Source organism: Streptomyces sp. NPDC037401 (assembly GCF_055602345.1).
Genome location: NZ_JBVJWO010000006.1, coordinates 71,932 through 87,311, shown reverse-complemented (window position 1 = coordinate 87,311; position 15,380 = coordinate 71,932). Strand labels below are relative to the sequence as shown.

The following is a 15,380-nucleotide window of genomic DNA, read 5'->3' as shown; positions in this document are numbered from 1 at the left end:
GTGCGGGTGCGGGTGCGGGCGGGCCCGTCAGGACTTGGGCGCGAGGGCCTGCTCGCGGGCGGCCTCGAGGGCCGGCGGCAGCAGCAGGCGCAGGACCGCACGGGGCAGCCGTCCGGTGTGGGTGAGCGCGTACGACTGCTCGACCAGCTGGCAGCCGAACTCCCGCTTCGGCTCGTACGCCGTCTGCGCGAAGCGGATGTGGCGGCAGCCCCGGCCGATGGCCAGCTCGATCGCCGCATAGTGGAGGTTGTGGTAGAGCCGCGCCCGGTGGGCCAGCCCGTAGTCCAGGCCGATCCGGGCACCGACCGCACCGTGGCCGCGGAACAGGCAGTGCAGGTAGCCCACGAGGCGCTCGCCCTCGAAGCAGGCGACCAGCCGCTGTTCGGTGCTGTCGCTGTCGCTGTCGCCGTCGCGCGCGGCGCCGTCGGCCAGGGCGCGCACGAACTCCTCGTCGAGTACGTCGAGGGTCTGGTCGGCGCGGTCCATGACCTGCCGGTACAGCCCCATCATCTCGGGGACGAGGTGTCCGAACCCGTCGAGCACCTCGATCCGCAGGTCCTCCTGCTGCCGGAACTTCCTTATCTTGTTCCGCGCGTTGCGCCGCGGCTTGGCCGGCAGCGACGCCAGGAAGCTCTCGAAGTCCGTGTACCCCAACTCGAGCTGCGTGTCCGGCAGGGAGGCGACGGTGAAGAAGCCCGCCGCCTCCAAGGCCGGTCGCAGTGCGTCGAGGTCATGCGGGGCGAAGTCCTTGAAGACGACCGTGCCCAGGCGGTGCTCGCGGGCGAAGGCCATGACCTCCCGCACCAGCAGCCGGGCCGCCGGAGCCGGGAGCGGTCCCCGGCCCATGACGTGGCCCTGGCCGAGGAAGTTGCCGCAGAACAGCATCGGCACCCGCACGAGCCGGGGGAAGGCCCGGGCCACCGGCGCCATCAGGCGGCGTTCGCGGGGCCCCACGACCCGGTCGAGTTGCAGGCCGCGCACGGCGCTGAGCGGCAGGGCCGCGAACGGCAGCCCGTCCCGGCGTACGAGCAGGTAGGCGTACGCGTCCGGTCCGATCCGGGCCTGCTGCATGGCGGTGAACACGTCCTGGCCCCACATGGGGTCGTCGGACGGGGCCAGTTCGTCCCACAGCTGCCGGGGCAGGTCCTCGGCGCGGCCCAGCCGCTCCACCGTGTACGCCGCTGCCCGCTCGGCCGCGTCGGCCCCGTCGGCTCCCTTGGTCAGGCCGCCCGGCGAGGTCGCGGCCGCACCGCCGTCAGCCGACACGGAGCGGCTCGCCGTCGAGCGCCGCGCACAGCGGCTCGGCCATCCGGCCCCGGGACGGCGGGTGGAAGTTCAGGCCCGCGGCCGCCGAGGCCAGGTAGGTGCCCTCGTCGGAGCCGATGAACGACATGCCACCCAGCGCCTCCAGGGCCATCGCCGTGGTCCGCGCGATGGCGTCCTGGGCGGCGTAGCGCGCCGTCAGCGCGGAGACCAGCAGGGGTTCGCCCCACTCCGGGGATTCCCCCATGGTCCGGGCCACGGCCTCGACGGCGAGCATCGCCGCGTCGACCTCGGTCACCAGGGCCGCCCGCACCGCCGCGGGGGCGCGCCCGTGCAGCGTGACGCGTTCGACCAGGGCGCTGGCGGTGCCCAGGTAGCCGGCCGTCATCAGCAGTTCGAACCAGAGGAACCCCGCCACGTTCAGGGAGTCCAGTACGGAATCGGCGGTGACCTCGGTCGCCACGACCATCTGCGGGTCGAGGGCCACGTCCTCCAGGACGACCTCGTCGCTCTCCGCGCCGGCCAGCACCGTGCTCCGCCAGAAGGGCCGGACCGAGACGCCCGGAGTGTCGGCGGGCACGATGGCGACCGCGAGCCGCTCGCTGCCGTCCTCGCCGGTCATCACCACCGAGGCCGTCAGCAGGTCCATCGAACGGGCCAGGCTGCAGGGCTTCTTGCTGCCGTTCAGCACCACCTCGCCGCCACGCCGCTCCGCCCGGATGCCGGGCCGCAGGATGGACTGGCCCGTGCGGCCCTCGGAGAAGCCGGAAGCCAGCAGCATCCGCTTGCCCACGATGGCCTCCAGGAGCATCCATTCGAAGCCGGCGCCGTTCTTGGCGGCCTCCACCAGGCTCGCCACGGAGAAGTGGTGCATCGTCGTGGCGACGGCGAGCGACGGGCAGCGGGCGCCGACGGCGCGCTGCAGGCGCACGGCCTGGAGGGGGTCCGCGCCGATCCCGGTGTTCTGCCGCGGCACCAGCAGGCCCGCGCCGCCCGCCTCGCGGAACGCGGCGACGGCCGGGCTGCCCGGTCGTTCCAGCTCGGCCAGCGGATGGCGGGCGAGCTCGGCGTCGAGGCCGGGGAGCAGCGCTTCGAGCACCGCGCGCTCGGTGTCCAGAAAGGCCATGGTCAGTCCTTCGTCTTCGTGGCGCCGGCCGCGGTGCCCGTACGGGCGGTTCCGGGTCCGGCAGCGGTGGTGGTCAGGGGGAGGTCCTCGTACATGCGCAGGCTGAAGGACTCGCGCCGTACCGGAGTCCCCGCCAGGGCGAGGTGGGGGAAGCGGGCGAAGAGCCGCCGGACGGCGACGGCTCCCTCCAGCCGGGCCAGGGCCGCCCCGAGGCAGTAGTGCGGGCCCGCGCTGAAGCTCATGACCCTGCTCCCGGACCGCCGTACGTCGAACCGGTGCGGGTCGGGGAAGTGGGCCGGGTCGCGGTTGGCGGCGGACAGCACGGTGGTGACGTTGGCGCCGGCCGGTACGGTCACCCCGCCGATCACGGTCGGCACGGACGCGATCCGCTCGGTCATCTGGACGGGCGTGTCCCAGCGGAGCGCCTCGTCGACGGCCTGCGCCGCGAGGTCCGGATCGGCGTCCAAGGCGGCCCGCTGCCCGGGATGGGTCAGCAGGGCGTGGGTGACGATGCCCAGCATGGCGGCGGTTGTCTCGAAGCCGGCGACGAACGTGAGGATCAGGGTGTCGACCACCTCTTTTCTGGTGAGCCGCTCCTGCCCCTCCCCGGTCTCCAGCAGTACGGTGGCGAGGTCCTCGCGGGGCTCGGCCGCCCTGCGCTGCACCATGTCTTCGAAATACGCGCGCAGTTCGGTCACGGCGGCGTCGGCGCGGGCCCAGTCCTCCTCGGTGCGCACCGGCTCCAGCAGCCGGCTGGCGTCACCGCCCAGGCGCTGGAAGCGGAGCCGGTCGCAGGCCGGGACGCCGATCAGCTCGCCGACGACGGCGACGGGCAGCGGATAGCCCACCAGCTCCTGGAAGTTGGCCGCGGCGCCGTCCGCCGTGGCCTCGGCGAAGGCGTCGAGGAGGGAGTCGGTGAGTTCCTCGACGGCGCCGGTGAGGGCGGAGACCCGCCGCGGGGTGAACCCGGCACCGATCAGCCGGCGCAGCCGGGTGTGGTCGGGCTGGTTCGCGCGGAGCATCGAGGCGTAGAAGAAGTCGGCGGCGGGGTGCTCGCGCCAGTCCGGCAGGTTGTCCTCGCACCAGCTCAGGTCGGGCGTGCGGAACGAGGAATCGGTCAGGACCGCTTGGCAGTCGGCGTACGTCGTCAGGAAGTAGGTGTCGAGGTCCCGGTCGTAGTAGACCGGGAAGTTCTCGCGGAGCGCTTCCAGCGCGGGGAACGGATTCTCCCGGCCTTCCGGTGTGAAGAGCGAGAAGAGCAGGGCCTGGGGGTTCACAAGAGGGGTCCTCGGCAGATCGGCGTGCGGCGGCCCGGGATACCGCGGTGTGCCCGGGCCGCCCCCCGCCGGCTCCGTCCGAAGGGGCCGGAAGATCCGTGCGGGGGGCGGTGACAACGAGCCTGTCACCGCCCTGCTCGCGCGGCCTCAACAGCACATCAACGGAAGGTCAACCGGACCGGCCGCCCCCGGCGGGAAGGCCCTTGTAGGCCCCCGGAAAGGCCCGGGAAGCCCCGGGGGGACGAGGCCGCCGTGTCATCCGGCGCCGAGCCGGGCCTCGACGTCCGCCGCCTCCGGCATGCCCAGCTCACGGAAGACCTGCAGGGACTGCCGGTGGTAGTACGCCGCCTGGCTCGCCCGGCCCAGGGCGCCGACCGCGTCGCCGAGCTGCACCAGCGCCCGTCCGAGCAGGTACCGGTCGCCGTGCCGGGTGGCGACGTCCCGCGCCTCCGTGGCGTGGGCCGCGGCTTCCTCGTGGCGGCCCAGGTGGTTGAGGGCCTCGGCGATCCCGCCCAGCAGCAGTGCCTCCCGGAACGCCGAGCCCGTCGTGCGCCACAGCCGCAGGCTGGTGCGCAGACAGGCCAGGGCCTCCTGCCGCTGCCCCGTGTACAGCAGGACCTGCCCCAGCGCGCGCAGCGCGTTGGCCTCACCCGGGCCGTCGCCGCAGGACCGCGCCAGCTCGACGGCGGTACGGCCCGACACGACGGCCTCCCCGGCGCGCCCGGTCGCCAGCTGCGCCAGGCCGAGGTAGCCGAGGGTGAGTGCCTCGCAGGCGGGGCTGCGCGCCTCCCGGCTGAGCGGCAGTGCCTCCGTGAGGTGGCGCACGGCGGCCGGGAAGTCCCGCCCGGCGAGCGCGCACCCGCCCAGGGCGTTGAGCGCGTGCGCGAGCAGCGGCCACCGCCCCTCGCGGCGGAAGACCTCGGCCGCCTCGTGCAGGTGCGGCACCGCGCGGCCCATCTCGAACCGGATCGCGAAGGAACCGCCCAGCATGTAGTGGGCGATGCCGCCCGCGACCGCGTCGCCCGTCCGCCGGGACGCCGCCAGGACGGCCCGGGCGGCACGCTCCTGGTTCTGCGTACCGGCGCTGCCGCGCCCGAGCGGGTCGGTCGCCAGCAGCAGGCGCGCGCCGACGGCCGCCGGGACCCCCGCGAAAGCAGCGGCCTGTTCGAGCAGGGCCAGCAGGTGCGGCTGTTCGTCGTACAGCCAGATCGTGGCATCCACCGGCCCTGTGAACCGGCGGGCGACCGGCGTGCCGAAGCCGGGCCGGCCCGTCGGTACCGGTTCCGTGGCCCGTTCCGCGGACGGTTCCGTGTCGGCGGGAAAGGGATCCCCCGCCGTCGAGGCCCGGTACGCCTCGCAGGCGATGTCGGCGTACGTGCTCAGCAGCCGCAGCATCGCGCCCCCGCGCTCCGCCGCGGGCAGCTCCTCGGCCTCGGACGTCCGGGCGAACAGGCGCAGCAGGTCCTGGTAGCGGTAGCGGCCCGGTGCCGGCGACTGGAGCAGGCTCGCATCGACGAGGTCCTCGCACAGGGCCTCCGCCTCCTCCCGGGTCCGGTCCAGCAGGGCGGCAGCGCTCAGCCGGCCCAGCTCCGGGACCTCGGGCAGGGCCAGCAGGCGGAACGCCCGCAACTGCTCCGGACCGAGCCGCGCCGTACCCAGCCGGAAACTGGCGTCCACGGCGCCGCCGTCCCCGCCCAGCTCCGCCAGCCGCCGCCGCTCGTCCGCGAGCCGCCGAGCCGTCTCCGCGACCGACAGGGCCGGGGAGGCGGCCATCCGGGCGCCCACGACCCGCAGGGCCAGCGGGAGCCGCCCGCACCCCGCCACCAGCGCCCGCGCGGCCTCCTCCTCCCGCCGCACGCGCCGCTCCCCGACGAGCCGGACCAGCAGCTCCAGCGCCACGCCGTCGGCCAGTTCCTCCAGGTGAACCAGCGTCGCGCCCGCCAGGCTGCCGAGGCCGGTGAGCCAGGTCCTGCTGGTCACGAGGCAGCCGCAGCCCGGCGAGGCCGGCAGCAGATCACGTACCTGGGCCAGGTCGTGGGCGTTGTCGAGGACCAGGAGCACGCGCCGCCCGGCCAGCAGAGAGCGGTGGAGCGCGGCACGCTCGGCGGTCTCGGCCGGAAGCTGCGACGGCGCCACCCCGAGGGCCCGCAGCAGGTCACCCAGGACCTGGTGGGGATCGGCCGGCCGGGCGTCCATCCCGCCCAGGTCGACGAAGAACACTCCGTCGGGGAAGCTCGCGGCCACCTCGTGCGCCACGCGCACCGCCACCGCCGTCTTCCCGACACCGCCCATCCCGCTGATCGCGCCGACGGCCGCCACCGAACCGCTCTCCAGGGCCTGCCGCAGACGTACGACCTCCGCATCCCGGCCCACCAGGTCCACCGGGTCAAGCGGCAGGCTCAGCGTCGGCGACATCACGGCCGTGGGCGCGGACACGGGAACGGGCCCGCCCGCCGCGGCGGGCGGAGCCGCACCGGGCACCGCGCCACGCACCGGCACCGGAACGGCACCCCCGACCGGAACACGGCCGGGCGGAGGAGAAGCCACACCGCCCGGGCCGGGCACCGCGCCCGTCCCGTCCGTCCCCGCACCGCCGGCAGCGCCGGGACCGGCCAGGATGCGCCGCCGGATCCGGTCGAGACCCGTCGCCGGTCCCGCTCCGCCCGTGCCGCGCAGGGCCTCGCGGGTCCGGGCGTACAGGTCCAGGGCCTCGGTCTGACGGCCCGTCTCGTACAGGGCGGTCATCAGGAGTTCCTGGAGCCGTACGCGCCGGGGATGGGCCCCGGCCGCCGAGTGCAGCTCCTCCACGGCCTGGGCGTGGCCGCCCAGCAACAGCGCCACCTCCCACCGGGCCTCCAGCACCGCGAGCCGCCGCTCGCACAGCACGGCACGCTGGGCTGTGGCGAACGGACCGGGCACCCCCGTCAGGGCTTCCTCCCCCTCCCAGAGCCCCAGCGCGGAGTCGTACAGGGCGAGTGCTTCACCGGGCCGGCCGTCGCGCAGCGCCCGGGCCGCGCTGCCCGCCCGGCGGTCGAAGACGGTCAGGTCCAGGGCGTCCGGCGGCAGGTGCAGGGCGTAGCCGTTCGGCCGGGACACCAGCACCCGCGCCGGGGTCCGCGGCGCCCGACCGGGTTCGACCATCCGGCGCAGCGCCGCCACGTGCCCGCGCAGCGCCCCGGGCGCCCCGCCGGGCGCCGCGTCGCCCCAGACGGCGTCGATGAGGGCCTCCGTGCTGCCCCTGCGTCCGTGGCGCAGCAGCAGGGTGGTGAGCAGGGCGGCCCTCAGGGGCGGCCGCACGTCCGTCACACCCGCCTCGGTGCACACGTGCAGCGGGCCGAGCACCCGGAACGACAGGGCGGCCGGCGGAGCGTGGAGGGCGGCGGCGCGGGAGGGAGGCGGGACGGCTGACACGAGAGGTTCTCCAACGGGGGTACGGGCAGGAACAAACGCCGACTGAACACCGACGGAACGACGCCGGGGCGTGCGGGCTCCGGCGAGGCGTCCGGGTACGGAGCCGACGCCGGATGCGGGGCGAGGGCGAGGGCGAGGACGGGGACGGCGACGCGCGCGTCAGGAGGCCAGGCCCTGCCGCGTCCCGGCGGGGGCCCGGTGCGGTCCGCCGCCCAGGCGGAGATCCGCGCCGCCGGGAGCGAAGAGCACGGGCGCGGGACAGTCCCGGCCCGCCCGGGGGGCCAGCTCGTCCTGCCGGACCGAGACGGCGAACTCCCGCAGCAGGCCGTGCACGTGGTAGCGGTCGGGCCGCGCCGACTCCAGCCAGCTGCGGTCCACGAGTTCCTCGCACAGGGCGCGGGCCTCGCCCGACGGCAGCCCCAGGGCCAGTGCCACCGCGGTCGGTCCGAACTGCCCGTCCGGCTCCCGCAGCGGCGCCACCCGGGCGAACGCCGCCCGCAGGGACGCGGGCAGGAGCTCGTACTCGCGCTGGAACGCCTCCCGTACGGAAAGGTTCGCGATCCCGAGCAGGGGCAGCCGGTCGCGGCCGCGCAGGGCCGCCGCAACCGAGGCGATGGCCCATGCCGGACGCGTGGCCAGCCGCATCGTCACGATGCGCAGGGCCAGGGGCAGTCCGCCGCACAGGTCCGCGAGCTCGGCGCAGGCCTGCGGTTCCGCCGCGACGCGCTCCGCGCCGATCGCCGTCTCCAGCCATGTCAGGGACTCGGCGCGGGACAGCACGCCCAGGTGCGCGTGATGGGCCCCGGCGAGACCGGAGAGCCGTGCGGTGCTGGTGATGAGTACGCCGCAGCCCGGCCCGCCGGGCAACAGCGCGCCGACGGCTTCGGGCTCCGCGACGTTGTCGAGGACCACCAGGACACGCCGCTCGGCGAGCTCCGACCGGAACAGCGCGACACGGTCGGCCTGCTGCGCGGGGACCGGCGCGCCGGGTCCCCCGAGCGCCCGCAGGAAGGACTCCAGGACCACAGCCGGGCGGATCGGGGCGCCGTCCGGGGCACGCAGGTCGGCGTAGAGCTGGCCGTCGGGGAAATCAGCGCGCACCCGGTGCGCGGCATGCACGGCCAGGGCGCTCTTGCCCGTACCGGTCGCACCGGAAACGACGACCACGGCAGCCGGAGCCGGCCGACCCTCGCGGGGACGGCCCCCCGAACCGGTCAGCGCCCCGGCCACCTGCGCCAGCGCCTCCTCCCGGCCCGTGAAATCCGCCAGATCGCGCGGTATCTGAGCGGGCCTCGGGCCTCCGCCCGCCGCGGGTTCCAGCCCGGACCGGACGACGGCGCCCCCCGCGGCGGCTACCGCACGAGGCGCGCCGTCGGCCCCCGCAGCCCCTTCCGTGAGGTGACTCCCGGTGACAACACCCCCGTCCGCCGTGGCCGCCGAGCCCGCGTTGCTCGTCGTGCCCGCGTTGCGCGCCTGGGCGGCCCCATCTGCCCCGCTCGTGATGCCCTCGGCCAACGAGGCCATCTCGCGCCCCGGATCGATCCCGAACTCCGCCGCAAGGAGCCGCCTGGTCCGCTCGTGGACGGCCAGCGCCTCGGCGTCCTGCCCGCTCAGCGCGTACGCCCGCATCAGCAGCACGCCCAGCCGCTCCCGCAGGGGGTGGCGCTCCGTCAGCTCGCGCAGGTCGGGAATGACGGCGGCGTACTCGCCGAGCTCCACATCCAGGGACAGGCGCGTCTCCAGCGCCGCGAGCCGCTGTCCGGCCAGTCTGTCCCGCTCCGCCTCGACACCCGGGCCGCCCAGTCCCGCCAGCGGTTCGTCCTCCCACCGGGCCAGCGCCGTCCGCAACAGGGCCCGCGCCTCCTCGGGGCGGCTCGCCGCGCGGGCGAGGTCGGCGGCGGCCACGTCCCGCCGGAACAGCCCGAAGTCGACCGCCTCGGGCGGGACCCTCAGGGCGTAGGCCCCGTGCTCGGAGACCAGCACCCGCGGCCCCTCGCCGTCCGGTGCCTCGATCTCCTTGCGCAGCCGCGAGATGTACGTGCGCAGCGATCCCACGGCCCGGGCGGGCGCCTGGTCCTCGCCCCAGATGTCCGCCACCAGCGCTTTGACGGCCACGAGCCGGCCCTCCCGCAGCAGCAGCATCGCCAGCAGCGTCCGCTGCTGGCGCGACCCCAGGTCGAGTTCCTGCGTACCCCGCCAGGCTCGGAGGTGGCCGAGCAGGGCGAATTTCAGGGTTGTCGCCTCGGTGGTCATGTCATGCCCCCATGTTCCGTACTGTTCCCCGGCGCGGCGCCGCCGGTCCTCCTCCGGTTCCCCGCCGGGAAGGCGTTCGAGTGCTGCGGGAGGTCGCCCCGTCAAGCACCCGGCGGACTACGCCGCACGCGACCGGGAAGTCACCCCGGCCGTGCGAAAAGCCCGCCTGAACAGCAGTTTCTCCCATGGCCGCGGTCCGGACGGCCTCGCCCGGCCACCACGGTCCCGCCCGGTGACGACTATGCGCGGGCACCCCGAACCCCGCCCCGCAGGAGACGCGGGCGGAGCGAACGCCATCCCGCCAGGCCCGCACAGGCGTTCCAGAATGCCGACGTCCCGCCGACCCCAACTGCCGTCCCCCGACACCGGCACGCAGAGTTGGCCGGATTCTTACCTTCCGCCCGCGCGGTTACCGAGAGTAGAGGTGGCGGCGTCCGACCGCCGGGGCAGGGGTGCGCCGCTACGGCTTGCTTCGTGCTCCAGCCGCAGCAGCAATACGGCCTCCCTCAGCGGTCCGATCATCCGGCTGAAGGACGGGCTCGCCGCCATCGAACGCGCGGCAAAGCCGACACCAAAGGCCCCCGAACACAACGACGGGCACAGCCACTAACCGGCAGTGTTCTTCCGGCTGTTCTCGTCACGCTCGACGTCCGGTAGCCCGCTGCCTGCGGCTCTCGACCGCCTCCCGTCGTCAGCGGCATGAGCGACAGCGGCCTTCTGGGAGCCGACCAGCCCCCGGAAGGCCGCCGCGCCGCGTCCCACGTGTGGATCCGCAGGTGCGCCGCGCTGAAGCTGATGCGTCAAGGCGCCTGCGAGTGAGCCTCTCGGTCGCGGCCCCGTCCACACTGCACAGTGCCCAAGGGCTGTCCCGTAACCCCCGGCGGGCGCACGGCGTCGGCTACGGCACCTCGCTGCGTTGTCGGAACATCCGAATACACCCGGTGTGCGGATGTTCCTCCGCCTTGCGATGCACCGCATCCGACGCCGTGCGCTGATCCACCAGGGGTTACGGGAGCCGTTGGCCGGTCACGGACCTCCCCGGAGGGTGGAATTGCGCGGTGGCGGCGTTGCTCACCGTGACCGACGGCCGCCAGGTCTCTCAAGCTGCAGGATCTGGCATCGGACCTCGTACCACTCGACGTTGTGGCCAAGGCGGCCCGGCCCTGGGCGCGGAGAACGCCGAAGCCCGGTCCTGGGCCGGACAAGCGGTTCCCCGGCCGCCGTACCCGGTGTCAGCACCCCGCTGTAGTTTTTCCCGCATGGTCAAAGGCGGGATCGGGTCATGGGAGTGGATCGGGTCCGGGGGAGGGCCGCTCATCGTCGTGCCCGAACAGGCCCTGACGTCCTGGCGGGGATGCGACTTCGAGTCGACCACCGGCGATGACGACTACAGCAGGGCATGCGAGGTGGAGGGCTACCTCGGTGTGATCCCCGTCGGACGCGCGCAGGGCCTGGTTCTCGGGGAGCCCTGGGCAACCACCTACGTGCCCGAACACGGTTGCTTCGTGCGCTGGATCGGCGCCGACTCGCAGGACGCCATGCTGGACAGCGTCGAACCGGCGCTCGAGGCCGCGTCGTGGGAGGCGGAGGCGCTCTGGGAGGTTCCGGGCCCGGTCTTCCTGCTGGACTCCGGCCGGCCCGGGGTTCCCGGGCCCGACACCGAGTACGACGACCTCGACCTCCTGCGCATCGACCTGGAGGCAGGGCGCTACCTGGTCCGCGCTGCCCATGCCCAGCCCGAGCCAGGGACGACCATGGTCCTTGTCGGACTCACGCGACTCTCACCCGAGGGGCAGGGAGTATTGCTTGGGGACATGGCCGAGTAGATCGGAGCCCTCCGTCACAACCTGTCCGTCGCTCCGCCGTCGCGATACCCGTCGGTCGGTCCGGGGACACGGCCCGGACGGCTGGGGATGCGTCATGCCGAAGCGCCAGTCCACAGCCGCCAGGCTCGCCGCGATCGAGGGTGACCGCGTCAGGCGCCGCCGCCGCTGATTCCAGGTGCGACGAAGCGCCGGTGCAGCGGGAAGAACTGGGGCTCGGGGTCGCTCTGCACGCCCATTTCGCCCTTGACTACGGGTGCGATCCTCGCGGCGATGAACCGGTTGAAGTGGTCCTCCGACTCCCAGACGTCGAGCACGTTGAGCCCGTTGGAGACGAACCACGCTGCGTGCAGCACACACCCGTCCGGAGAGTCTTCTTCCCAGCGCACCCTCTGACGCACCGCGTCGTAGACCGCGGGTGTGATCTCGGGCCAGGAAAAGGTCATGACGACCGCCATGGATGGTCCCTCTCGTTCGGGCGCAGGCTTCGCGGCTGGTTGGCACGTGGCTTTCGCCGACGACGCTAGGTGGATCGGGTCGCCCGGGCATGCCCGCGGGTCCATCCGTGGAGCGGGGTCACTCCCGCGGGGGCAGGCAGCCGGACCTCCCTCGGGCCTGCTCTTCGTCGCATCGGTGGGGCGCTCGGGTTGCGGCGAGCGCCGGCGACTGCTCCTTGGCACCGCTCGTGTGCACCGCCGCACCCCCCGAGGGCCGGTAGTCGGCCAGAGGCCTGATGTGTAGGTTCCCGAACGCCGACCTGCGACGGTGATCGCACGGCGTCGGTACCGAGGAGGGGGAGACGTACGTGAACGTATCGAGCCGGTTCAAGCGATGGCGTGTCCGCGCCCTGGCCATGGCCGCCACGCTGGCGCTCGCCGGCGCCCACGTGGCCCTGACATCCACTGCTGCCCACGCGGCGCCCAGCTTCGGGCGTGCCTACGTGTGGGCCAATTCGCCGGCCCACGCGCTGAACACGCCGTACACGCCATCCGTCCACTACAGCCACAACTCCACCGGAGCGACCAACACCGTCGTCCGCACCGGAACCGGCCAGTACACCGTCCGGATGCCCAATCTCGGCCGCGTCGGCGGGACCGTGCACGTGACGGCCTACGGCGCCACCACGCACACCTGCGGCGTCAACTACTGGACGCCCAACGGCAGTCGGCTCGACGTACGCGTCAGCTGCTTCACCCGCGCCGGTGTCCGGGCGAACACCCTGTTCACCGCGAGCTTCGTGAACACCGCCGCCCTCGGCGGTTCGCGGTTCGCGTACGTGTGGGCCAACCAGCCCACCAGCGCCTCGTACACCCCTTCGCACTCGTACCAGTTCAACTCCTCGGGCGCGGTGAACACCATCACCCGCTCCGGCACCGGCAGCTACACCGTCCGGCTCCCTTCGATCGGCTCCTCCGCCGGGCACGTCCAGGTCACGGCCTACGGTGATCAGGCGGCCCGCTGCAAGGTCGGCAACTGGTACGTGTCCGGTTCGGCCCAGTTGGTCAGCGTGCGCTGCACGAACGCGGCCGGCGCCGGCAAGGACCACCGGTTCACGATGACGTACACGCGCAGCACCGGGCTGCTGCGCACGACGCCCGCCGCGTACGCCTGGGCGAACCTGCCGACCACCGGGGCCTACAACCCGGCGTCCGCGTACGCGTACAACTCCTCGGGGGTCGTGAACCGGATTACCCGGGTGAGCCAGGGTGTCTACCGCTTCCATCCGCCCAACATGCCGCTCGGCAACGGAAACGTGCAGGTGACGGCCTACGGGCACGACTCCAAATACTGCAAGGTCGACTACTGGACGCCGAGCACGGGCGTGCAGATCCGCTGCTACACCGGCTCCGGCGCCCCGACCGACACGTACTACGACGTGTCCTTCCAGCGCTGACAGCCGGCTGGCCCTCGGCGGCTCCGGCCGCCCCCAACGGTGCGACCCCGGGTGCGGGCGGGCCGGTGAACCCACCGACCTGCCCGTCCGTCCGTCGGCCTGCCGTGTGGTTGCATCCCTGCCCCTGAGGGGGTCCGGGCGGGGGTCGGGCAGTGATGGGGCGGGTCAGGCGAGGGTGAGGGGGAGGGTGGTCAGGCCGCGGGTGAGGCGGGTCCGGCGCCAGGTCAGGCATTCCGCGGTGACGGCCAGGCGCGTGTTCGGGAATCGGGTCACCAGGGTACGGAGGGCGATTTCCGCCTCGGCCCGGGCCAGGGGAGCGCCCGGGCAGCGGTGGATGCCGTGGCCGAAGGAGAGGTGGCCGCCGGCGTCGCGGTCGAGGTCGAGGCGGTGCGGGTCGGGGAACGCCGATGGGTCGCGGTTCGCGGCCCCGGGGGCGATGAGCACCGGGAAGCCCGCCGGGATGTCGAAGCCGCCGACGCGCAGGTCCTCCGTGCTGTGACGGAAGGTGGCCACGCTCACCGGGGAGTCGTAGCGGAGCAGTTCGTCGAGGGCGCCGGGAATCAGGTCCGGGTCCCGGCGCAGGCGGTCGAAGGCCTCCGGGTGCCGGAGCAGGGCCAGGACGGCGTTGCCGATGAAGTGGCCGGTCGTCTCGTGTCCGGCGACCAGGAGGAGGGCGGCCAGGGAGACGCTCTCGTCGCGGTCGAGGCCGCCCTCGTCGCAGTCGCGCAGGAGGGAGTGGAGCGGGCCGTCGGCGGGGTTCGCGAGGGCCGTGTCGATCATGTGCGTGAGGTAGTCGCCGATGTGGTGCGAGGCGGCGTCGATGCGAGCGGTGTCGGTCGCGTCGAAGAGGTCGTGGGACCAGCCGGCGAGCGTGGCGCGGTCGGATTCGGGCACCCCCAGCAGCTCGCAGACGACGGTGACCGGCAGGGGTACTGCCAGGTCCGCCACCAGGTCGACCTCCGTGCCCGGTCGCCACGCGGTCATGAGGGCGTCGACGGCCCTGGTGATGTACGGGCGCAGTTCCCGGACGCGTCCGGTGGTGAACAGGGGCGTCGTGACCCGCCGGTGGCGGGTGTGCGCGGGCGGGTCGCTCGCCAGCATGTTGCGGGAGATCGCCGGGTGCAGGTCGCGGTTCGAGGGCCGGTCGGCGAAGAAGCGGGCCGTGTCCTTGGACAGGCGGGGGTCGGTGAACGCCTCGCGGGCCTCGGGGTGGCCGGTGATCAGGTAGGCGTGGTGCCCGCCGGAGCCGGTGGGGATCCGTTGGACCGGGCAGCCTTCGCGCAGCCGGTCGTAGGCGGGGTGGGGGTCGGCGAAGAAGCGCGGGTCGCGCAGGGGGTCCTGGCGCGGTGCGGTCATGAGGCCGCGCCCGCGTTCTTGAGTGCCGGACGCCGGGCAAAGGCGTCCGCCACGAGCAGCAGCCACGCGGTCTCCGCCAGGAGGCCGCCCTTGCGGGAGCGGGTGCCGGCGGCGGGCGGGGCCTCGTCGCCACCGAGGGGGAGTCCGGCGTGCTTCACGTCGACGGCCGCGGCGATGACCGCCCCTTCCACCCCGGCATCGTCCTCGGGGGTGTCGGCCGTGCCCCGGCGGTGGAGGTGGAGGTGGCGGCGCAGTTGGACGAGCGGCCACAGCAGGGCGTTGAGGGCGAGTCCTACGGTGCCGAGGAGGATGGCGGCGGCGGGCACGGTCACGCTGAACGTGCAGGGGAAGGGGATCAGCGGGCTCGAGCACCGGGCGTGGTCGGGCACCAGGCCCAGGCTGAGGCCTATGGAGACCAGGGCGAAGGGCTTGTACGTGGCGTAGACGGGGGCGGAGCCACAGCCGACCGAGGTCGTGCGCAGGCCCCAGCGCTGACTACGGCGGGTCGAGCGCTCGGACTGGGCCCAGGCCTGGAGCAGGAGGGCGAGGACCGAGGTGGCTGCCGACACCGCCCAGGTGCCCGTGGGGCGGTGTCCGCCGCTTCCTCGAGCCCAACAGGCGGCGAAGCACAGCAGCACGACGGCCGTGCCGGTGAGGAGAATGTTGATCATTTCCACCAGTATGTAGGGCGCACTGTCGAAGCGCGCCCGGGGTGGGCTGTAGACGCACTCACCACGTGTCGGGCCGATTTGGCCGGTGTCACCGCCCGGTTGCAGGAGCGGACAGTTGGCTCGCCACAGTTGGATACGCGAGCTCACCGGTCGATCAGGCACGGGAGCGTGCCACGGCGGGGGGGGGGGAACCCCCCTCCCCCCCCCCCCCGGGGGGGGGGGGGTTTCCCCCCGCCACCCTGCCCCCACCACCCCAGGGGTTGGTGTCGTGGTTGGGGGGCTTCTAGAGGCGGGAGTTACCGGTCC

Annotated in this window: 10 protein-coding genes; 2 read left to right on the top strand and 8 right to left on the bottom strand. The window is 73.9% G+C overall.

The window, feature by feature from the left end:
- Positions 1-27 precede the first annotated feature (27 nt).
- The 5 genes from ACZ7H1_RS07470 to ACZ7H1_RS07450 form a co-directional block, all read right to left on the bottom strand.
- A complete protein-coding gene (locus tag ACZ7H1_RS07470; protein WP_470784542.1) occupies positions 28-1,266 on the bottom strand; it encodes a GNAT family N-acetyltransferase in 1,239 nt (412 codons plus the stop codon).
- Positions 1,256-2,389: an acyl-CoA dehydrogenase family protein gene (locus ACZ7H1_RS07465; RefSeq protein WP_470784540.1), complete on the bottom strand. Its 1,134-nt coding sequence runs from the start codon at positions 2,387-2,389 to the stop codon at positions 1,256-1,258. Before ACZ7H1_RS07465 ends, ACZ7H1_RS07470 begins: the two co-directional genes overlap by 11 nt.
- A 2-nt stretch (positions 2,390-2,391) precedes the next feature.
- Positions 2,392-3,666, bottom strand: coding sequence for a cytochrome P450 (locus ACZ7H1_RS07460; protein WP_470784539.1), 1,275 nt, complete (start codon positions 3,664-3,666; stop codon positions 2,392-2,394).
- Positions 3,667-3,921: 255 nt separating this feature from the next.
- Positions 3,922-7,077: an AfsR/SARP family transcriptional regulator gene (locus tag ACZ7H1_RS07455; protein ID WP_470784537.1), complete on the bottom strand. Its 3,156-nt coding sequence runs from the start codon at positions 7,075-7,077 to the stop codon at positions 3,922-3,924.
- A gap of 159 nt (positions 7,078-7,236) precedes the next feature.
- Positions 7,237-9,330, bottom strand: a complete 2,094-nt coding sequence (locus ACZ7H1_RS07450) for an AfsR/SARP family transcriptional regulator (RefSeq protein ID WP_470784536.1) — start codon at positions 9,328-9,330, stop codon at positions 7,237-7,239.
- Positions 9,331-10,589: 1,259 nt separating this feature from the next.
- Between ACZ7H1_RS07450 and ACZ7H1_RS07445 the strand changes: the two genes are divergently transcribed.
- A complete protein-coding gene (locus ACZ7H1_RS07445; protein WP_470784534.1) occupies positions 10,590-11,156 on the top strand; it encodes an Imm21 family immunity protein in 567 nt (188 codons plus the stop codon).
- 149 nt (positions 11,157-11,305) lie between these two features.
- Here ACZ7H1_RS07445 and ACZ7H1_RS07440 read toward each other — a convergent pair whose 3' ends face one another.
- A complete protein-coding gene (locus ACZ7H1_RS07440; RefSeq protein ID WP_470784533.1) occupies positions 11,306-11,611 on the bottom strand; it encodes a hypothetical protein in 306 nt (101 codons plus the stop codon).
- A 347-nt stretch (positions 11,612-11,958) separates the two neighbouring features.
- On the opposite strand from ACZ7H1_RS07440, the gene ACZ7H1_RS07435 reads away from it, so the two are divergent.
- Positions 11,959-13,047 (top strand): hypothetical protein, encoded by a 1,089-nt coding sequence (locus ACZ7H1_RS07435; protein ID WP_470784531.1) that lies wholly within the window; start codon positions 11,959-11,961, stop codon positions 13,045-13,047.
- A 165-nt stretch (positions 13,048-13,212) separates the two neighbouring features.
- On the opposite strand, the gene ACZ7H1_RS07430 is transcribed toward ACZ7H1_RS07435, so the two are convergent.
- Both ACZ7H1_RS07430 and ACZ7H1_RS07425 read right to left on the bottom strand, forming a co-directional pair.
- Entirely contained in the window at positions 13,213-14,403 is a 1,191-nt protein-coding gene (locus tag ACZ7H1_RS07430) for a cytochrome P450 family protein (protein WP_470784529.1), read from the bottom strand.
- Positions 14,400-15,074 carry a DUF6545 domain-containing protein gene (locus ACZ7H1_RS07425; protein ID WP_470784528.1) on the bottom strand — a complete coding sequence of 225 codons (675 nt, stop codon included), beginning with the start codon at positions 15,072-15,074 and terminating at the stop codon, positions 14,400-14,402. The genes ACZ7H1_RS07430 and ACZ7H1_RS07425 overlap by 4 nt, the downstream gene beginning before the upstream one ends.
- Positions 15,075-15,380 lie beyond the last annotated feature (306 nt).